At 66.7% G+C, this 20,452-nt stretch carries 16 protein-coding genes; 10 read left to right on the plus strand and 6 right to left on the minus strand.

Translation table 11 applies throughout. From position 1 onward, the window contains the following. Positions 1-61 precede the first annotated feature (61 nt). Positions 62-1,153, plus strand: a complete 1,092-nt coding sequence (locus CC207_RS02675; protein WP_028691701.1) for a diguanylate cyclase — start codon at positions 62-64, stop codon at positions 1,151-1,153. On the opposite strand, the gene CC207_RS02680 is transcribed toward CC207_RS02675, so the two are convergent. Together CC207_RS02680 and CC207_RS02685 are read right to left on the minus strand one after the other, a co-directional pair. Then, complete coding sequence (locus tag CC207_RS02680) at positions 1,128-2,426, minus strand: ATP-binding protein (protein ID WP_088851525.1); 1,299 nt, start codon at positions 2,424-2,426, stop codon at positions 1,128-1,130. The genes CC207_RS02675 and CC207_RS02680 overlap by 26 nt on opposite strands. Positions 2,427-2,432: 6 nt before the next feature. Further along, complete coding sequence (locus CC207_RS02685; protein WP_062360827.1) at positions 2,433-3,134, minus strand: response regulator transcription factor; 702 nt, start codon at positions 3,132-3,134, stop codon at positions 2,433-2,435. A 158-nt stretch (positions 3,135-3,292) separates the two neighbouring features. Here CC207_RS02685 and CC207_RS02690 point away from each other — a divergent pair, with 158 nt between their 5' ends. From CC207_RS02690 to mobA, 3 genes are all read left to right on the plus strand, one after another. Continuing rightward, entirely contained in the window at positions 3,293-4,468 is a 1,176-nt protein-coding gene (locus tag CC207_RS02690; protein ID WP_028691704.1) for an efflux RND transporter periplasmic adaptor subunit, read from the plus strand. An 11-nt stretch (positions 4,469-4,479) separates the two neighbouring features. Further along, a complete protein-coding gene (locus tag CC207_RS02695; protein WP_088851526.1) occupies positions 4,480-7,602 on the plus strand; it encodes an efflux RND transporter permease subunit in 3,123 nt (1,040 codons plus the stop codon). A 61-nt stretch (positions 7,603-7,663) separates the two neighbouring features. Beyond that, on the plus strand, positions 7,664-8,239 hold the full coding sequence (mobA, locus tag CC207_RS02700) for a molybdenum cofactor guanylyltransferase MobA (RefSeq protein ID WP_062360830.1): 576 nt from the start codon (positions 7,664-7,666) through the stop codon (positions 8,237-8,239). Between the two features lie 185 nt (positions 8,240-8,424). Here the strand turns inward: mobA and CC207_RS02705 are convergent, their stop codons facing one another. From CC207_RS02705 to CC207_RS02715, 3 genes are read right to left on the minus strand one after another with little or no spacing between them, the layout of a single operon-like run. After that, on the minus strand, positions 8,425-9,828 hold the full coding sequence (locus tag CC207_RS02705; RefSeq protein WP_178080947.1) for an efflux transporter outer membrane subunit: 1,404 nt from the start codon (positions 9,826-9,828) through the stop codon (positions 8,425-8,427). Further along, complete coding sequence (locus CC207_RS02710; protein ID WP_088851527.1) at positions 9,828-12,956, minus strand: efflux RND transporter permease subunit; 3,129 nt, start codon at positions 12,954-12,956, stop codon at positions 9,828-9,830. The genes CC207_RS02705 and CC207_RS02710 overlap by 1 nt, the downstream gene beginning before the upstream one ends. A gap of 15 nt (positions 12,957-12,971) precedes the next feature. Continuing rightward, positions 12,972-14,114 (minus strand): MexC family multidrug efflux RND transporter periplasmic adaptor subunit, encoded by a 1,143-nt coding sequence (locus CC207_RS02715; protein WP_088851528.1) that lies wholly within the window; start codon positions 14,112-14,114, stop codon positions 12,972-12,974. 182 nt (positions 14,115-14,296) lie between these two features. Here CC207_RS02715 and CC207_RS02720 point away from each other — a divergent pair, with 182 nt between their 5' ends. The 5 genes from CC207_RS02720 (at position 14,297) to CC207_RS02740 (ending at position 19,177) form a co-directional block, all read left to right on the plus strand. After that, a complete protein-coding gene (locus tag CC207_RS02720; RefSeq protein WP_088851529.1) occupies positions 14,297-15,829 on the plus strand; it encodes an FAD-dependent oxidoreductase in 1,533 nt (510 codons plus the stop codon). A gap of 88 nt (positions 15,830-15,917) precedes the next feature. Further along, a complete protein-coding gene (locus CC207_RS27360; RefSeq protein ID WP_256581978.1) occupies positions 15,918-16,760 on the plus strand; it encodes a hypothetical protein in 843 nt (280 codons plus the stop codon). After that, positions 16,757-17,188, plus strand: a complete 432-nt coding sequence (locus tag CC207_RS02730) for a hypothetical protein (RefSeq protein ID WP_232853860.1) — start codon at positions 16,757-16,759, stop codon at positions 17,186-17,188. The genes CC207_RS27360 and CC207_RS02730 overlap by 4 nt, the downstream gene beginning before the upstream one ends. Before the next feature lie 94 nt (positions 17,189-17,282). After that, the gene (locus CC207_RS02735) at positions 17,283-18,290 is read left to right on the plus strand and encodes an aldo/keto reductase (protein WP_069017351.1); all 1,008 of its coding nucleotides are present in this window, start codon (positions 17,283-17,285) and stop codon (positions 18,288-18,290) included. A gap of 254 nt (positions 18,291-18,544) precedes the next feature. After that, entirely contained in the window at positions 18,545-19,177 is a 633-nt protein-coding gene (locus CC207_RS02740) for a LysE family translocator (RefSeq protein ID WP_088851530.1), read from the plus strand. Between the two features lie 36 nt (positions 19,178-19,213). Here the strand turns inward: CC207_RS02740 and CC207_RS02745 are convergent, their stop codons facing one another. Next, positions 19,214-19,429: a hypothetical protein gene (locus tag CC207_RS02745; RefSeq protein WP_028691715.1), complete on the minus strand. Its 216-nt coding sequence runs from the start codon at positions 19,427-19,429 to the stop codon at positions 19,214-19,216. A 231-nt stretch (positions 19,430-19,660) separates the two neighbouring features. Between CC207_RS02745 and CC207_RS02750 the strand changes: the two genes are divergently transcribed. Then, positions 19,661-20,452, plus strand: a 792-nt coding sequence (locus CC207_RS02750; protein ID WP_371916434.1) for a toxin VasX, incomplete at its 3' end; no start/stop codon positions are given.

Raw genomic sequence — 20,452 nt, forward strand, 5'->3', positions numbered from 1 at the left:
CAGAGACCTCACAGCCCTGGAAGGCATAACAGACAACAATGTCAAGGCCATCATCGCCTCCATGTACAAGACCCTCGAAGCCCACATTCGCCAACAGGTCGCCCCCGCCGCCCTGCGCGCCGAGTTCCGCCAGCACGAATTCGAGGCCATGCGCCGCTTCTGCCTGCTGATCTTCTGCATCGGCATCGCCATCTGGCTGATCTTCGACCTGATCGTCAGCTACCTTGGCGGCCAGGGTTTCACCTGGCTGTCGGGGGTGTTCATCGCCCTGTTGTGCAGCCTCTGCGTGGTCCTGGGCTTCACCCGCAAGAGCCAGCATTTCGACGTGCTCAACCTGTTGTTCGTGGCGGTGATCACCCTGGCCATGCGCCTGGTGATCGAGGGCATTCCGATCGTTCTGCGCCCGGTGTGGCTGGTGCTCGGAGTCTCGACGGTGCTCTACGCCGTCTCGCTGCTGCCGGTGCGGCGCTGGTCGTTCTTCTGCGCCCTGGGCATCACCTGGCTCATGCTCAACCCGTTCTTCCACACGCGTATCGAGGCCCTGGAGCTTGAGGGCGCGATGCTGATCAGCTACGGGGTATTCCTCAGCGGCCTGGTGACCTACAGCTACCTGCGCATCCGCCAGGCCAAGCTGCACAATTTCTACCTGACCAACGTGCTGCTGGAACAGGCCTACATCGACGCCCTGACCGAAATCCCCAACCGCCGCTCGTTCATGGCCAAGGCCGGAAAGCAGCTGCGCCAGGCGGATGCCGGACAGTTCCTGGCGATGATCGACATCGACAATTTCAAGCAGGTCAACGACCGCTTCGGCCATGACATCGGCGACGAGGTGCTCAAGCGCGTGGCAGCGCATATCAAGGCAGCGATGATCGGCTACGAGATCGCCCGGCTGGGCGGCGAGGAATTCGCGATCTTCTTCCAGGGGCTGGACGAAGCCAGCGCCGAGCAGCAGGTCGCCGCGCTGTGCCAGAGAGTGCGCGAGGACCTGTCTGCGCACCCGGTGACCATCAGCATCGGCCTGGCACGGATCGACAGCGGCGATACCCTGAGCCTGGCGCTGATCAGGGCGGACCAGGCATTGTACGAGGCCAAGCACACCGGCAAGGACCGCTTCGTCCTGTGGACTACCCGGCTGGCAAACGAATCCTGAACTGCGCCCCGCCCAGCGCCGACTGCGCCACGGTCAGCGTGCCGCCCTGCCCTTCGATGGCCCGCCGGCTGATCGCCAGCCCCAGCCCGAACCCGCCGGTATTACGGTCACGGCTGCGGTCCAGGCGATAGAACGGCTGGAAGATCCGCTCACGCTCCTCGGTTGGGATGCCGATGCCGTCGTCTTCCACGGTCACCAGGCAAGCGCCGTCCTCTTCCCGGCGCAGGCGCAGCAGCAGGCTTTCATCGCAGTAGCGCATGGCGTTGCGCACCAGGTTCTGCACGGCGCGGGCGGTCAGCCGCGGGTCGAGGACGAAACGCGGCAGGTCGGTTTCGCAGCGCACCTCCCAACGGATGCCACGGTTGTCGAGCTCCTCGGCGAAGCTGCCGAGCACGCTGTCCACCAGTTCCAGCAACGACACCTCGACCCGCTCGCGGGCCTGGTCGACGCTGTCCAGGCGGCTGTAGGAGAGCAGTTCAAGCACCAGTTCGTCCAGTTCGCGCACATGGCCCACCAACCCCAGCAGGCGTTTGCGGCTGGCCGGCGGCACCTCGTCGAACAGCAGCACCAGGCCGAAGTCCAGGCGGGTCAAGGGCGTGCGCAGCTCGTGGGAAACCGCGTTGAGCAGTTCGCGCTGCTGGTTGACGTGGCGTTCCAGATCACTGGCCATGGTGTCGAACACCCCGGCCAGTTCACCGATGTTCGAGCGAGGCGAGATATGCGTGCGCTCGGACATCTCGCCGCGCCCCAGGCGCCGGGCAGTGTCCTTCAGCCGTTCGAGGTCGCGCCAGTGCGGCCACACCCACAACAGCAGGCAGCCAAGCATGGCCGCGCCGATCAGCACGGTCACGCCCCAGGACAGCACGTTGATGTCCAGCGGGTCGTCCGGCGAATGCAGGCGCACCAGCCATTGCGAATCCAGCGGCGCCAGCACCGTTTCGTAGTAGCCCCAGTCGGCCATGCGCACCGCGTAAAGGCCATGTTCGAGCCGGGCTTTCTCCTCGCTGCTCAAGTCGGCATCGTCCATGCGCAACAGGCGCACTTGCAAAGGTTTGAACACCTCGGCCAGGTCTTTTTCCACTGCCGGCCACTGCTCCTGCGGCGCCTGCTGGAACTGGCGCACGATCAGGGTCTGCACGCCCTTGGCCTGCTCGAGGTTGTAGGCCATGAAGCGCTCATGGAACAACCCGACGATGGTGTCGGGGATCAGCGCGATCGCCCCGGCATAGGCGACGATGATCACCAGGTAAAGCCGCACCAGGATCTTGAGCATGGCCTGTCAGTACTCCCACTCGACCCGGCTGAACAGATACCCCTTGCCCCACACGGTCTTGATCTTGCGTGCTTCGCCGGCGCTGTCGTCGAAGCGTCGGCGCAGCTTGGAGATGGCCACGTCCACCGAACGGTCGGTGCCGTTGAACTCGATGCCGCGCAACTGCTGCAGGATACGGTCGCGGCTCATCACCTCGCCGGCGTTGCGCGCCAGCACCACCAGCAGGTTGTACTCGCCGCTGGACAGTTCCACCTCCTCGCCGCGCCAGCTGACCGTGCGCTCGGCCAGGTCGATGCGCAGGCCGCCGACCTGGATCAGGTCGCTGTCCAGGCGCGGCTCGTTGACGCTGCTGCGGCGCAGCAGGGTGCGCACCCTGGCCAGCAGCACCCGGGGTTCGCACGGTTTGGTGACATAGTCGTCGGCGCCCATTTCCAGCCCCAGCACCTGGTCGTGGCTGTCGTCACGGGCGGTCAACATGAGGATCGGCAGGCCCTGGCTCTCCTGGCGCAGCAGGCGGCACACCTGCAGGCCGTCGAGGCCCGGCAGCATCAGGTCGAGGATCACCAGGTCCGGTTTCTGCCGGCGGAACTCGTCCAGTACATGGTCGCCGCGGGCAATCACCCGGACATGGAAATCGTTGCGTTGCAGGTAGCTGGCGATCAGTTCGGACAACGCGCTGTCGTCTTCGACCAGGAGAATGTTCGGCATAAGGGGATTTGACGAAAGATTGAAGTAAGGCAGGATATAGAATCCCGCGCGGGCCACCGCCGATTGTTCACACTTTTTCACACACGCCCAACACAGCTTAACAGCCGCCACCCGAACGGCTGCTTTAGCATACGCTGGATCAAACCTGGAAGATCCGTATGTCCATTCCCTGCCCTTCGCGCCTGCGCCCCTTGGCGCTGCTGGCGCTGATCACCCTTTCCCTGGCCGGTTGCAACGACGCCGCCGAACAGGAAGAACAGGCCCCGCCTTCCCAGGTCCGGGTCGAGACCCTGGCCGTGCAGCCACTGGCGATCAGCACGGAACTCAGCGGCCGCCTCCTCGCGCCGCGTACCGCCGAGGTGCGCGCCCGGGTAGCCGGCGTGGTGCTCAAGCGGGTGTACCGCGAAGGCAGCGACGTCAAGCAGGGCGACGTCTTGTTCCTGATCGACCCGGCGCCATTCAAGGCCGACTTCGACAGCGCCCGCGCCACCCTGGCCAAGGCCGAGGCAACCCTGTACCAGGCCCGCCTGCAGGAACAGCGTTACCGCGAGCTGGTCGACGACAAGGCGGTCAGCCGTCAGGAGTACGACAACGCCCGCGCCGCCTTCCTCCAGGCAGACGCCGCGGTCGGCGAAGCCAAGGCGGCGCTGGAACGGGCGCGCCTGAACCTGGGCTACGCCACCGTCACCGCGCCGATCTCCGGGCGCATCGGCCGCGCCCTGGTGACCGAGGGCGCGCTGGTCGGACAGAACGAAACCACGCCGCTGGCCACCATCCAGCAGTTGAACCCGATCCACGCCGACGTCACCCAGTCGACCCGCGAGCTCAATGCCCTGCGCCGGGCCTTGCGCGCCGGCGAACTGCGCCAGGTCGGCCAGGACCAGGTCAAGGCCACGCTGATCCAGGACGACGGCAGCGCCTACCCGCTGGCCGGCAAGCTGCTGTTCTCGGACATCAGTGTCGACCCGAGCACCAACCAGATCACCCTGCGCAGCGAGTTCCCCAACCCCGACCTCGACCTGCTGCCGGGCAGCTACGTGCGCGTGCGCCTGGACCAGGCGGTGCAGCCCCAGGGCATCAGCGTGCCGCAACGGGCGATCCTGCGCGACAGCGCCGGCGTGCCCAAGGTGCTGCTGGTCGACCCGCAGAAGCGCATCAGCGAACGCCAGGTGGTTTTGGGCAGCGCCCAGGGTGATCGCTGGATCATCAGCGAGGGCCTGGCCCCGGGTGATCGCGTGGTGGTCGAGGGCCTGCAACACGTCAAGGCCGGCGACCAAGTCCAGGTCGACGAGCAACCGGGCGCCTCCGCGGTCGCCCAACACACCGGCCAATGAGGGCCTGATCCATGCCGCAGTTCTTCATCGACCGCCCGGTATTCGCCTGGGTGGTCGCCCTCTTCATCCTCCTGGTCGGCGCCCTGGCCATCCCGCAGTTGCCGGTGGCCCAGTACCCCGACGTGGCGCCGCCGCAAGTGGAAATCTACGCCGTCTACCCGGGCGCCTCGGCGGCGACCATGGACGAGAGCGTGGTCAGCATCATCGAGCAGGAGCTCAACGGTGCCGACAACCTGCTCTACTTCGAGTCGCAGAGCAGCCTGGGCAATGCCACCATCACCGCCAGTTTCCAGCCCGGCACCAATCCGGACATGGCCCAGGTCGATGTGCAGAACCGCCTCAAGGTGATCGAGTCGCGCCTGCCGCGCCCGGTGACTCAGCAAGGCCTGCAGGTTGAGAAAGTGTCCACCGGCTTCCTGCTGCTGGCCACCCTCACCTCCGAGGACGGCAACCTCGACGAGATCGCCCTGTCGGACATCCTCGCGCGCAACGTGATGAACGAGATCCGCCGCATCAAGGGCGTCGGCAAGGCGCAGCTGTACGGCTCGGAGCGGGCCATGCGCATCTGGATCGACCCGGCCAAGCTGGTCGGCTTCAACCTCACGCCCAACGACGTGGCCGAGGCCATCGCCGCGCAGAACGCCCAGGTCGCCCCCGGCAGCATCGGCGACCTGCCCAGCCGGCCGACCCAGGAGATCACCGCCAACGTGGTGGTCAAGGGCCAGCTGAGCACCCCCGAGGAATTCGCCGCCATCGTCCTGCGCGCCAACACCGACGGCTCGACCGTCACCGTCGGCGATGTCGCCCGGGTCGAGATCGGCGCCCAGGAGTACCAGTACGGCACGCGCCTGAACGGCAAGGCCACCAGCGCCTTCAGCGTCAAGCTGTCGCCCGGCGCCAACGCCATGGAAACCGCGGGCCTGGTCAAGCAGAAGCTCGACGAGCTGGCGCGCTACTTCCCGGCCGGGGTGAACTACGACATCCCCTACGACACCTCGCCGTTCGTCAAGGTCTCGATCAAGCAGGTGATCAACACCCTTGTCGAGGCCATGGTGCTGGTGTTCGCGGTGATGTTCCTGTTCCTGCAGAACTTCCGCTACACCCTGATCCCGACCCTGGTGGTGCCGGTGGCGCTGATGGGCACCTTCGCGGTGATGAACGCGCTGGGCTTCTCGATCAACGTGCTGACCCTGTTCGGCATGGTGCTGGCGATTGGCATCCTGGTCGACGACGCCATCGTCGTGGTAGAGAACGTCGAGCGGATCATGGCCGAGGAAGGCCTGCCGCCCAAGGAAGCCACACGCAAGGCCATGGGCCAGATCAGTGGCGCCATCGTCGGCATCACCCTGGTGCTGGTGGCGGTGTTCCTGCCGATGGCCTTCATGAAAGGCTCGGTGGGCGTGATCTACCAGCAGTTCTCGGTGTCGATGGCGGTGTCGATCCTGTTCTCGGCGTTCCTCGCCCTGAGCCTGACCCCGGCCCTGTGCGCCACCCTGCTCAAGCCATTGGAAAAGGGCGAGCACCATGAGCGCAAGGGTTTCTTCGGCTGGTTCAACCGCCGCTTCGAGGGCATGAGCAACGGCTACCAGCGCTGGGTGACCCACGCCCTGGCCCGCAGCGGCCGCTACCTGCTGGTGTATGCCGTGCTGCTGGCGGTGCTCGGCTACGGCTTCAGCCAGTTGCCCACCGCCTTCCTGCCCACCGAGGACCAGGGCTACACCATCACCGATATCCAGCTGCCGCCAGGCGCCAGCCAGGCGCGCACCATCGAAGTGGCCCGGCAGATCGAGGCGCACAACGCCGAAGAACCGGGCGTGGCCAACACCACGCTGATCCTCGGCTTCAGCTTCTCCGGCAGCGGCCAGAACGCGGCGCTGGCCTTTACCACGCTCAAGGACTGGTCCGAACGCGGTGGCGACGACAGCGCGCAGTCCATCGCCGACCGCGCCACCCTGGCCTTCACCCAGCTCAAGGACGCCATCGCCTACGCGGTGCTGCCACCGCCGGTGGACGGCCTGGGCGAGTCGACCGGCTTCGAGTTCCGCCTGCAGGACCGTGGCGGCATGGGGCACACCGCGCTCATGCAAGCCCGCGACCAGTTGCTGGAGGCGGCGCGCAAGAGCAAGGTACTGGTCAACGTGCGCGAAGCCTCGCTGGCCGAAAGCCCCCAGGTGGAACTGGAAATCGATCGGCGCCAGGCCAATGCCCTGGGCGTGTCGTTCGCCGACATCGGCGCGGTGCTGGACACCGCCGTGGGTTCCAACTATGTCAACGACTTCCCCAACCAGGGCCGCATGCAGCGGGTGGTGGTGCAGGCCGAAGGCGACCGGCGCAGCCAGGTCGAGGACCTGCTGAAGATCCACGTGCGCAACAACAGCGGCAAGATGGTGCCCCTCGGCGCCTTCGTCAGCGCCCACTGGCAGTCCGGTCCGGTGCAGCTGACCCGCTACAACGGCTACCCGGCGGTGTCGATCTCCGGCGAGCCGGCGGCCGGCCACAGCTCGGGCGAGGCCATGGCCGAGGTCGAACATCTGGTTGCCCAGCTGCCGGCCGGCGCCGGCCTGGAATGGACCGGCCTGTCGCTGCAGGAGCGTCTGTCTGGCAGCCAGGCCCCGCTGCTGATGGCGCTGTCGCTGCTGGTGGTGTTCCTGTGCCTGGCGGCGCTGTACGAAAGCTGGTCGATCCCCACCGCGGTGCTGCTGGTGGTGCCCCTGGGCGTGCTTGGCGCGGTGCTTGCGGTGACCCTGCGCGGGATGCCCAACGATGTGTACTTCAAGGTTGGCCTGATCACCCTGATCGGCCTGTCGGCGAAGAACGCCATCCTGATCATCGAGTTCGCCAAGGCCCTGGTCGACCAGGGCCACGACGCGGTGGACGCCGCGATTCAGGCCGCGCGCCTGCGCCTGCGCCCGATCGTGATGACCTCGCTGGCGTTCATCCTCGGCGTGGTGCCCCTGGCCATCGCCAGCGGCGCCAGCTCGGCCAGCCAGCAGGCGATCGGCACCGGGGTGATCGGCGGCATGCTCAGCGCCACTTTCGCCGTGGTGTTCGTGCCGGTGTTCTTCGTCGTGGTGATGCGCCTGGCCGGGCGCGGTCGGGCAAGGACGACCGAAGCAGCCACCCACGAGGCCTGACTGGACAAGCCTCGCGGTAAATGGGAGGGTTCCCGGCATTGACTGCCCGGAACCCTTTTTCATGCCTGACGCCCTCCCCCCCTGTTCCATCCTCATCCTCGCCGGAGGCCGTGGCCAGCGCATGGGCGGCCGCGACAAGGGCCTGGTGGCCTGGCGCGGCGAGCCGCTGGTGGCCCATGTGCAACGTGCCGTGCGGGCACTCAGCGATGATCTTGTGATCTCCTGCAACCGCAACCAGGCGGCCTATGCGGCGTATGCCGACCAACTCGTCAACGATGCCGATGCGGACTTTCCTGGTCCGCTGGCCGGGGTCATCAGCGGGCTCAAGGTGGCACGGCATGAATGGGTGGTGGTGCTGGCCTGCGATGCGCCGCTGATCGATCGGGCCTTGATCGAGAACCTGCTGGCCCTGGCGGTGGCCCACGACAGCCCGGCCATGGTGCGCCAGGGCGGGTACTGGCAGCCGATGTTCAATGTGCTGCCACGGCGGTTGCTGCCGCTGCTGGAGCAGGCCTGGCAGGCGGGTGAGCGGAGTTTGCAGAAGGCCTTGCTACAAGCGAATGTCCAGGGGCTGGAGTGTATAGAGGACGACCCGCGATTGAGTAACTTCAACAGCCCGGATCTGCTGCAGGATTAACACCTCGATCGCGGGGCAAGCCCGCTCCCACGAAAGCCCACTCCCGCAGAAATACGCGTGCTCTGTGGGAGCGGGCTTGCCCCGCGATTTCGTCGGCCCTGCCTACCCCATTCTTAGAGGCAAAAAAAGCCCCGGGCAAAATTCCCCGGGGCCAAGCGGTTGGAATCCCCAACCAAAGGAGTTTTTCAGCCCTTGCCCGGCCAACCACCGCCCAGGGCACGGAACAGATCGACCAATGCCAGCTGGCGTTGGGTACTGGCCTCGATGAACGCCGCTTCGTTGACATAGCCGTTGCGCTGCGCATCCAGGTAACGCAGGTGGCTGTCCACCCCGCCCTCGTAGCGCGCCTTGGCCAGCGCCACGGTCGCCCGGCTGGTGTCGGCCAGGGCCCGGCGCGCCGCTTCCTCGCGGCGCAGGGTGTCGGTGGCCGCCAGGGCGTCGGCCACTTCGCGGAAGGCGGTCTGGATCGTGCCTTCGTAGGCCGCCACCGCCGAATCCTTGCGCGCCTCGGCCAGGCTCAGGCCGGCCCTGTTGCGCCCGGCGTCGAACAACGGCAGCGACAGCTGCGGCATGAAGCTCCAGCTGCGCGAACCGCCGTCGAACAACCCGGACATCTGCGCGCTGGAGGTGCCGAAGCTGCCGGTCAGGCTGATCCGCGGGAAGAACGCCGCCCGCGCCGCGCCGATATCGGCGTTGCGCGCCCGCAGCCGGTGCTCGGCGGCGAGGATGTCCGGGCGGCGTTCGATCAGCGCCGACGGCGCGCCCGGGGCGATATCCTGCAGGACCAGCGGCGCCTCGCTACGCTCGGCCGGGATCGCCGTGGCCGCGTCCGCGCTGCCCAGCAGCAGCACCAGGGCGTTGTAGGCCTGGCGCTGCTCGCGCACGATGCCTTCGAGCTCGGCCCGCGACTGTTCGACCAGCCCCAGCGCCTCCTGGTGATCCAACGCCGTGGCCGTGCCGGCAGTGCGCCGCTGGCCGACCAGGGCCAGCGAATCCTCGCGGCTGGCCAGGGTCTGGCGGGTCAGCGCCAGGCGCCGCTCGGCGCCGTCCAGGGTCAGGTAGGCCTGGCTTACCTCAGCGATCAGGGCAATGCGCGCGGCGCGGCCAACTTCCTCGGTGGCCAGGTACTGCTCCAGGGCCGCGTCACTCAGGCTCTTCACCCGACCGAACAGATCGACCTCGTACTCCGGCAGCGACAGGCCCACCTGGTAAGTACTGCTCACACCCTCGCGACCGTTGCTCGACAGGTCCGCCGGCAAATGCTGGCGGTTGCCCGAAACCCCGGCATTCAAGCCCGGGAACCGGTCGGCACGCTGGATGCGGTACTGCGCGCGGGCCTGCTCGATATCCAGCAGGGTCTGGCGCAGCGAACGGTTGTTGTCCAGCGCGGTACCCACCAGCTGGCGCAGGGACGGGTCGACGATGAACCCCTGCCAGTCCAACTGCTCCACCGCCTTGCCGTGATGGCCGGCGGCATCGCCCCACTCGGCCGCCACCGGCGCCTCGGGGCGTTGGTAGGTCGGTGCCAGGGAGCAGCCGGTCAAGGTAACGGCCAGCGCGAACGAAATTGCGAGATTGCGCATGAGCATCACTGAGTCACCTCTATAGCGTGTTGCACGGGGGCCGGCTTGCGCTTGAGCAGCTTCAGCACGAAGACGAAACAGATCGGCACGAACACCACGCCCAGCAAGGTGGCGCTGAGCATGCCGCCGATCACCCCGGTACCGATGGCGCGCTGGCTGGCCGCGCCGGCGCCGGTGGCGATGGCCAGCGGCACCACGCCGAGGATGAAGGCCATGGAGGTCATCACGATCGGGCGGAAACGCAGGCGCGCGGCCTCGATGGCGGCGTCGCTCAGGCTGTAGCCCTTCTCCCACAGCTCCTTGGCGAACTCGACGATCAGGATGGCATTTTTCGCCGCCAGGCCAATGATGGTGATCAGGCCGACCTTGAAGTACACGTCATTAGGCAGCCCGGTGAGCATCACCGCCCACACCGCGCCCAGGGCGCCGATCGGCACGATCAGCATCACCGTCAGCGGGATCGCCCAGCTTTCGTACAGCGCCACCAGCAGCAGGAACACCACCAGGATGGCCAGGGCGAACAAGGCCGTGGCCTGGCCGCTGGAGACCTTCTCCTGGTACGAGAGGCCCGTCCAGGCGTAGCCGATGCCAGGCGGCAGCTCGCTGACCAGGCGCTCCATCTCGGCCATTGCCTGGCCGGTGCTGTGGCCGGGCGCGGCATCACCGGCGATGCGGATCGACGGGTAGCCGTTGTAGCGCACCAGCTGCACCGGGCCCTCTTCCCATTTCGTGGTGACGAAGGCGCTGAACGGCACCTGCTCGCCCTCGGCGTTCGGCGCATAGAGGCGCAGCACGCTTTCCGGGGTCATGCGCTCGCCCTGCTCGGCCTGCACCACCACGCGCTGCTGGCGCCCGGCGTTGGTGAAGTCGTTGATCACCACTGAACCGAAGGCGGTGGCCAGGGTGCTGTTGATGGTTTCGAAGCTCACGCCCAGGGCGCGGGCCTTCTCGCGGTCGATCTGCACGCGCAGCTGCGGCGCCTCGGCCAGGCCTTCCATCATCGCGTAGAGGATCACCGGGTTGCCGTTGGCACGGGCCAGCAGCTGGTCGCGGGCCGCCAGCAGCGCTTCGCGGCCCAGGCCGCCACGGTCCATCAGGCGCAGGGCGAAACCGCCGGAGTTGCCCAGGCCGTCGATCGGCGGCGGCATGACCGCGGTGATAGCGCCGTCGCCGTTGGCGGCGAACTGGGCGTTGATGGCGGCGGTTTCCGCCTCGGCCGATTGCTCGGGGCCGCGCAGGGACCAGTCCTTGTAGGTGGGGAACGCCAGCGCGGCGTTGTCGCCCTGGCCCGAGAAGCTGAAGCCGCTGACGATGACCGCACTGGCAACCGACTCGCGCGACATGATGAATTTTTCCAGCGCCTCGGCGGTGTGATCGGTGCGCACCCGGCTGGCGCCTGGCGGCAACTGGATATCGACGATGCTGTAGCCCAGGTCCTCCGACGGCACGAAGGCCTCCGGCAGACGCAGGTAGGAGTAGCCAAGCACCACCAGGATGCCGACATAGGCCAGCATCCAGCGGCCGGCGCGGGCCACCAGAGCGCTGTTCATCACCGAGTAACGCTCGGTCACGCGGGCGAAGGCGCGGTTGAAGGCACCGAAGAAGCCGCCCTTTTCATGGTGGCCATGGGGCACCGGCTTGAGCAGCGTGGCGCACAGCGCCGGGGTGAAGGTCAGGGCGAGGAAGCCGGAGAACAGGATCGACACCGCCAGCGACACCGAGAACTGCTGGTAGATCACCCCCACGGAACCGGACATGAACGCCAGCGGCAGGAACACCGCCGCCAGCACCAGGGTGATACCGATGATTGCCCCGGACACCTGCCCCATCGCCTTGATGGTCGCGTCCACCGGCGACAGGCCCTCCTCGGCCATCAGCCGCTCGACGTTCTCCACCACCACGATGGCGTCGTCCACCAGGATGCCGATGGCCAGCACCATGCCGAACATGGTCATCATGTTCACCGAGAAGCCGAGCAGCTTCATGATCATCAGCGTGCCCAGCAGGCACACCGGCACCACGATCGACGGGATCAGGGTGTAGCGCACGTTCTGCAGGAACAGGAACATCACCAGGAACACCAGCACCATGGCTTCGATCAGGGTGTGGATGACCTTCTCGATGGCCACGTCGACGAAGCGCGAGGTGTCGTAGGGCACCGAGTACTCGACGCCCTCGGGGAAGAACTGCGACAGCTCCGCCAGGCGTTCCTTGACCAGCGTCGCGGTCTGGATGGCGTTGGCGCCAGGGGCCAGCTGCACCGCAGCGGCCACGGCCGGGTGGCCGTTCAGGCGCGAGGACAGGTTGTAGTTCTCGCTGCCGATGGCCAGCCGCGCGACATCGCCCAGGCGCACGCTGGAGCCGTCGGGGTTGGCGCGCAGGACGATGCCGGCGAAGGCCTCGGGCGTATCGAGGGTGCCCTGCACCGCCAGGGTCGCGGTCAGCTCCTGTTCGCTGGCGCCCGGCGTGCTGCCGAAGCTGCCGGCCGGTACCTGGACGTTCTGGCCACGGATGGCATTGTTGATGTCGTCGATGGACAGGCCATAGCCCACCAGTTTCTGCGGATCGACCCAGACCCGCATGGCCGCTTCGGAGGCGAAGAACTGCAGCTTGCCCACGCCCGGCACGCGCAGCAGTTCGTTGTTGATATTGCGCGCGGCGTAGTCGGCCAGGGCCGTGGTGTCGCCGCGGTCGCCGGCCTTGCTGGTCAGGGCGTAGATCAGCAGGAAGCCGGAGCTGGCCTGCTCGACCTTCAGACCCTGGGTCAGCACTGCCTGGGGCATGCGCGCCTCGGCCTTCTTCAGGCGGTTCTGCACGTCGACCTGGGCCATGTCCGGCTTGGTGCCGGGCTCGAAGGTCACCAGCACCTCGGCGACGCCGTTGGAGTTGTTGGTGGACTCGTAGTACAGCAGGCCCTTGGCGCCGTTGAGCGACTCCTCGATGATGCTGGTCACCGACTCCACCAGCACCTTGGCCGAAGCCCCCGGATAGCTGGCGGTGATGGAAATCTGTGGCGGTGCCACGCTGGGGTACTGGGCCACCGGCAACGCCGGGATCACCAGCAGGCCGGCCAGGGCAATGAACAGCGCCACGACCCAGGCGAAGTTCGGCCGATTGATGAAGAACTTGGACATCTCGCTACCCTCGCCTTAGTGCGCCGCGACCGGCTGCGCCTGCGCTGGCACCACGGGCATGCCCGGGGCCAGGCCGGCCGGGCTGCCGACGATGACCTGGTCACCGCCGCGCAGGCCTTCGACGATCTGCCAGCGCGAACCGTGCATCCCGCCGGTGCGCACGCTGCGCACCTCGGCCAGGCTGCCGGTACCCACCACCATTACCCGCGCCTCGCCATCGCTGCCGCGCTGCACCGCCCGTTGCGGTACCAGGATCGCCTGCTGGTCGGTGCCCTGCGGGGTGCGCACACGCACGTACATGCCCGGCAGGAGAATGCCGTCGGCATTGTCGAAGCGCCCGCGCAGGGAGACCTGGCCGGTGCCGCGGTCGACCGCCACGTCGGTGAACATCAGCGCGCCCTGGCGCTGGTAGTCGGTGCCTTCTACCTGGGCCGTCAGCGCCTTGTCGTCGCCACCGGCCAACGCACCGTCCTTGAGCGCCTGGCGCAGGCGCAGGGCATCGGCGGCAGACTGAGTGAAATCGACATAGATCGGATCGAGCTGCTGGATGCGCGCCATCAGCGTGGCGTCGCCCTGCCCGACCAGCGCGCCTTCGGTGGCCAGGGCGCGACCGATGCGCCCGGAGATCGGCGCGGTGACCGTGGCGTAACCCAGGTTCAGGCGCGCGGTCTGCACGTCGGCCTGGGCCGAACGCACGGCGGCCTGGGCGCTGCGCAGCTCGGCGGTGGCGCTGTCGAAGTCCTGCTGGCTGACCGCTTCGATCTTCACCAGCGGCTCATAGCGTTTTACCCGCGCCTGGGCTTCCTGCTGCACGGCCTGGGCCCGGGCCAGGTCGGCCTCGGCGCGGGCCAGGGCCGCCTTGAACGGCGCCGGGTCGATCTGGAACAGGACATCGCCGGCCTTGACGTCGGCACCTTCCTCGAAACGCTTGTGCAGGACGATACCGGCCACCCGGGCACGTACCTCGGCCACCCGCATCGGCTCGACCCGACCTGGCAAGGTCGAGGCCAGGGCCAGTGGCTCGGCGGCCACGGTCACGATTTCCACCGGAAAGGCCGTTTCAGCGCCGGCCTGCTGTTCGTCGGCCGCCCCGCAGCCGGCCAGGGCCACAGCCACTGCCAGCCAGCTGGCCATTCCTATTGCACGCAAATTGCTCATGAACTCACCCGAGCCGTTAACTAAATTTGGCGCGAATGGTACTTACACATTCTATTTGAGTCAATTTAGTCTCATTTGAAGTTTTTGTGAAAAGCTGTAATGACCACCTCCGATCGTCGGCTCGTCGCAGTCCTGGCCCATGGAGGGCGTCAAATGAAACACAACGCCTGAGGAGATCCGCCATGACCCTGCACGCCGTGGCCAGCCTCGACCAGCTCGAGGAACACCGCCCCCTGCGCGTCCAGGCCGGCACCGAGGAGATCATCCTGGTGCGCCAGGGCGAGTTGGTGAAGGCCTACCTGGCCAACTGCCCGCATGAGGGCGCGCCCCTCGAACAAGGCGCGGTCTGTGCTGGGCTGCTGATCTGCCCCTGGCACAAGGCCGCCTTCGCCGTGGACGAGGGCGCGGTGTGCGAACCGCCGGCCCTGACCGGCCTGCGCCGCCATGCCGTGCAGCTCAGGGATGGCAAGGTCTGGGTCGACGACCAGCCACTGCCCGAAACCGAGGCACCGCGCCACAGCGACGCCCGCACCTTCGTCGTGGTGGGCGCCGGCGCCGCCGGCTCGGCCGCCATCGCCACCCTGCTTGAGCATGGCTTTGCCGGGCGCCTGCTGTGGATCGACCAGGAACAGCCGAACGCCTACGATCGCACCGCCCTGAGCAAGTTCGTCATCGCCGGGCAGATGCCGGTGGACGAAGTGCCGACCCTGCTGACCCCGGACGCCCTGCGCCGTGGCCAGCTGCAGCGTTTGCACGGCAAGGTGCGCGCCCTGGATGCCGACAAGCGCGTGATCACCCTGTCCGACGGCCAGAAGCTGAAATACGACGCCGCCCTGCTGGCCACCGGCGGCAAACCCAGACGCCCCGAACTCCCCGGCGTGCAGTTGCCCGGTATCTGCGTGCTGCGCTCGCGCACGGATGCCGCGCAACTGCTCGACCTGGCCGAACCAGGCCAGCCGGTGGTGATCGTCGGCGATGGGTTCATCGGCCTGGAGGCTGCCAGCGCCCTGCGCAAGTACGGCCTACAGGTGCATGTGGTCACGCGCCACGCCATCCCGCTGGCCCGACAGCTGGGCGAGCGCATCGGCCAGAGCCTGCGCGAGCTGCACGAGCGCAAGGGCGTGGTATTCCACGGGCCGACCGAGGTCAGCGGCTTCGAAGGCCGGGAGCGGGTCGAGGCCGTGTTGCTGGCCACTGGCGAGCGCCTGGAAACCCCGCTGGTACTGCTCGGCACCGGCGTCAGCCCGGCCACCGGTTATCTGCAAAACCTCCCCCTGGCCGAGGACCGTTCACTGACAGTGGACGCCCATCTGCAGGCCGCCGACGGCCTGTGGGCGGCCGGCGATATCGCCACTTTCCCTCTGGCCGGCCGCCCGGTACGCATCGAGCACTGGCGCCTGGCCCAGCAGCATGGGGTGATCGCCGCCGCCAACATGCTCGGCGAGCGCCGCCGCTACGACGACGTGCCGTTCTTCTGGACCTACCAGCACGGCCGCACCTACGAAGTGCTCGGGCATGCCAGCGGCTGGAACCGCATCGAATACGTCGGCACCCCGGAACAGGGCGACTTCATCGCCCTGCAGTGCCTGGACGACCAGGTCGAGGCGGTAATCGCCAAGGGCCACGCGCGGGCCATGGCGGTGCTGTCGCAGCGGCTGAAACGGCCGCTGTCGAGCCGCGAGGCGCGTGACCTGATCGATGCCTGGCCGGATTGAGACCTGGCGTTGCCCGGACAGTGGCAACCGCGCGCTCCTCACCGTACAGTACACCGCAGACTCGCCCCAGCGCAGGGAGATTGATCCAGTGCACTTCGACTGGCACGAACACCAGGCCCACCTCTTTGCCAGTACCCAGGCATTCAACAACCTGGCACGGACAATGCGCCGATGCCGACCTGGCAGCCACGCGCAACTCGCGCTTCGCTCTGCCACGGGAACCTGCACGATGTTGCGAGTTTCCTGTGATCGGCGAGAGGCGTTCCTGGCACTGAATGAAGACATGCTTCAAATCACCTTCACCGAAGCGCTCAGACAGCGGCTGGCCAACGGTTTTTCCATGCCTGCCGAAACTCGCCCTGGCTCACGATTCGTCATCAGCAGAATTCAGAGCGAAAAACTTGCGGGGTTACGTGAAGACTCGATCGAACTGGTATTGCATGTAGAGACGCCACAAGCGCACCCCTTGGCAGGCTACTTCAGCCATGACGACGGTACACTGCCGGAAATCGAGCTCTACTTTGCCCGGAGCGCGGACATGCCGAGCGCATTCGCACGCCTGTTCACCCTCGGTGCGAGGGTGGGCTGCGGCAGCTTATGGGACAAGGCAAGCGGGTGCGAAACGCCCTTTACCGGCCCACAGGATGCCTCACGTGTCAGTGACGGTGTCGTCGAACCGTTTCATGTACTGGCGAAGGGTATCAACACCGATGGCCAGCCCCTCCCTGACCTGGGCGTGATGGTCTGCAAGCACGGCCTGACACTGGACTATCGCATGGGGCCTGACTGGGATGCGCCTCGAATCGACGCCCTGCTGTCGTTGCTGCGCCAACTTCGGCAACAAGGCGGCCAGGTTCGCATCCCTTGGTGGCAGGCAGACGGCGAACAGGACTTTCTGCAGGCCCTCGGCCGCAGCGGGGCCGACGGATGAACTCGCGCTCCCTGGATATCCAGCGGTTGCTCAGGAAACGACAACTCAATGTGCAGGAGCAGAACCTGCTCACTGCCCATCGCATCAGAGAGTCGGCACGCCCCTGGCTCACCCGTGAGGTACCGCCTGCCCTGCTACGCGTCGCCGAAAGCCACGGGATCGACTGGACACGCTCCCTGCTGCTGGACCTTGAGTTCGACTTCCCCGGCATGGCCAGCCTGACGGGCAGTCTGTTGACCGATACCGAACGCTTCATAGACTTCGAGCTCGAGACCGACAGCAGTTACTGCCAGCTGCTGTCGATCGAATGCTGGGAAGACGTGACGGCCCAGCATGACCATGGGTTGCGCAACCGGGGTACCGGCAAGGGTTATGCAACCATTGCCCTGGAGACAAGGCGTGAACTGCTCGGCCTGCCGACGCCCTGAGCGCACGCCTTGCCTTAGCCACCGCGAGCTTTCAATACCGAGGTGAACTGTGTAAAACAAGCTCACCCACACTGTAAGGAAAGGATGACTCGCAATGATCTACCGCCCCCTCGGCCGCTCCGGCCTGCACGTCTCGACCCTCACCCTGGGCAGCATGATGTTCGGTGAGCAGACCAGCACCGAAGACTCGCTGCGCATCATCGACAAGGCCTGGGACCAGGGCATCAATTTCGTCGACACCGCCGACGTCTACAACGGCGGCCGTTCCGAGGAGATCGTCGGCGAGGCGGTGGCGCGCAACCGCCACGACTGGATCATCGCCTCCAAGGCTGGCTACGGCCCGGTCGATGGCGTGCCCAACCGCAGCGGCCTGTCGCGCAAGCACCTGTTCAACGCCATCGAGGCCAGCCTCACACGCCTGGGCACCGACTACCTGGACATTTACTACCTGCACCGCGAGGACCACACCGTACCGCTGGAAGAGACCGTGCGCGCCATCGGCGACCTGCTGGCCCAGGGCAAGATCCGCTACTGGGGCGTGTCCAACTTCCGTGGCTGGCGCATCGCCGAGATCTGCAACCTGGCAGAGAAGCTCGGCGTGGCCAAGCCTGTGGTCAGCCAGCCGCTGTACAACATCGTCAACCGCCAGGCCGAGCCCGAGCAACTGACCGCCGCCGCCTACCATGGCCTGGGCGTGGTGCCGTTCAGCCCGCTGGCCCGCGGCGTGCTCAGCGGCAAGTACGCGCCCGGCTCGACCCCGGACCAAGGCAGCCGCGCCGGCCGCCAGGACAAGCGCATCATGGAGGTGGAATGGCGCCAGGAGTCGCTGGCCATCGCCCAGAAGATCCATGCCTACACCGAGGCCAAGGGCGTGGGCATCGTCGAGTTCGCCATCGCCTGGGTGCTGAACAACCGCCTGGTCAGCTCGGCCATCGTCGGGCCGCGCACCGAGGCGCAGTGGGACACCTATGCCGGCGCGCTGGCAGTGAAAATCACGGCGGAGGACGAAGCGTTCATCGATTCGCTGGTGACACCGGGCCATGCCTCGACACCCGGGTTCAACGATGTGGCGCACTTCGTCAGCGGGCGCCTGCCGCGCTGACGTCTAGGTCTAGGTCTAGGTCTAGGTCTAGGTCTAGGTCTGGAGCGTAGAGCATAGAACGTGGGAGCGGGCTTGCCCCGCGATGAAGGTTGCACAATGCCCGGCACCCGCTTCGCGGGGCGCGTCGCATCGGCGCACCGCTGCTCCCACGCCGTCCCCAGCAGATCGACAGTTCATGTGCCAGCAAGCCCCCATGGCGGTCCGCCCTGATTGCTGGCATTGTTCGAATTTCCCCGCGCAAAGGACGCGCTCCCATGGCCCTGCACCTCTGGCTGACCTTCTCCTTCGCCTACCTGCTCACCTCGCTGATCCCCGGCCCCAACGTCCTGCTGACGGTGCGCAACGCCCTGCGCTACGGCCCCTCCGGCATGGGCATGACCCTGTTCGGCAACCTCACCGCGCAACTGCTGACGATCACCGCCGTGGCCATGGGCGTGGGCGCCCTGCTGATCTCGCTGCCCACGGCGTTCCTGGTGCTGAAGCTGGCCGGTGCCGGCTACCTGATCTACCTCGGCCTGCGCCAGTTGCTGGGTAAAGGAAGCCCCGTCGCCCCGGCGGCCCAAATGGTCGCGACGCCACCCCAGACGCAATGGCGGATCGCCGTGGAGGCCTTCCTGGTCTCAGCGAGCAATCCCAAGACCCTGGTGTTCTTTTGCGCCTTCCTGCCGCAGTTCCTCGAGCCCGGACGGCCGATCTTCGGCCAGTTCGCGGCGATGTACCTGAGCGGCGCACTGATCGTCTGCCTGGTGCATTCGTTCTACTGCTTCACCGCCTGGCGCTTCGGTCTTCGCCTGAAGGCTTCGCCCCTGGCCGCCTGGTTCAAGCGGGCCACCGGCGCGCTGTTCATCGGCCTGGGCGTGCGCCTGGTCAACACCCGGGCGGTGTAACGCTCGACTGCTCCCTCGCAAGGCCTGGGTGGTGATTCAGGACTGCCCCAGGTTGAGCACCAGCGCGATGAATGCCTGCTCGTCGAGCCACTCGTCCTCATACAGGTCGATGGCCCGGCGGGTGTCGCCCTTGAGACTGGCATTGAGCAGCCCGGCATGGTGGATCAGCGCCCTGACCCGGGACCAGGTGCGGACCACGCCGGTCGGCAAGGCTGGCGATGCGGGGGTCGATCTGCTCGCGGGCTTCGGCATGGGGGCATCCTCAGGCAGGTTCTCCCAAGAACTGTAAGCGAATGCTGCCAAATAGCCCTGAAAGGGAAAATCAGAGAAACGTCCTACGTGGTTTTGGGAAGCCCTGTCGACCACCCTCAATCCGCTCCTCGCTAGTGTTTCAGGTCTGCGTAACGTCGCCCGTGGCTGGCTGCAACAGCCACGGGCTCGGTACTAACACGCCTGCATGAACAGCTTCGCTGAGGACATCGGATGTTCGACTTCAACAAACTGCTCGAAATCAATCGGCAAGCCTGCGAGGCCCTGGAGGCCCCCTTCGCCAGCGGGCCCGCCGTCCATTGCACGCGCACCTTCACCATCCTGCCCCTGCGCTATGCGGCCGTTGCCGGCACTACCGGCCAGCGCCTGCGCTTGCCAACCCTGCCCGATCACCTGCGCCATCCCTACAGTGTTGCCACGCTCCAGCAGGCCGACTATGCCATTCGGCCACTGCGCCAAGGCTTCCTGTACGTCATGGAGAAACGCAAGCGCAGCGGGCAGCACAGCCTGCACCCGCCCTATCGCATTGCGGCGAACGGTTCTTTGTCGCTGGTTGCCCCCGGGCAGTCCGAGCCAGACGCCACAGATGTCCACACCCTGCGCGACATGATTCGCAACACGGCCTTGGCGTTCAACGTCCATGACCTCGAAGACCTGGCCGAGCTGCGCCTGTTCTACAGCCCCGACCCGTTGACCGAAGCGGCCCAGCAGCAACTGCTGCGTCGACGCGACAGGCTGCCGGCCGTGGATGTTGCCGCTTTCACCGGCCTTGGCTGCCCGACGCCCAGGCCCTATGTGCTGCGCCATGACCAACTGGACCTGGTCGCCGATTTCGCCGCCGAAACCGACAGCTCATTGCGCAAGCTGCTGGACAACCAGCTGTTCAGTGAAACCAGCGTCCACTCGCTAACGGCGGCCCGGTACATGCTGGGCCCGGTTGCCGGCAAACCCGAAGCCCGTGGTATCGCGGTGGTGGTGGAAGATGCCATCGGCATCACCCAGCAA

The sequence above is a fragment of the Pseudomonas sp. DrBHI1 genome (genome assembly GCF_002205115.1).
Classification (GTDB): domain Bacteria; phylum Pseudomonadota; class Gammaproteobacteria; order Pseudomonadales; family Pseudomonadaceae; genus Aquipseudomonas; species Aquipseudomonas mosselii.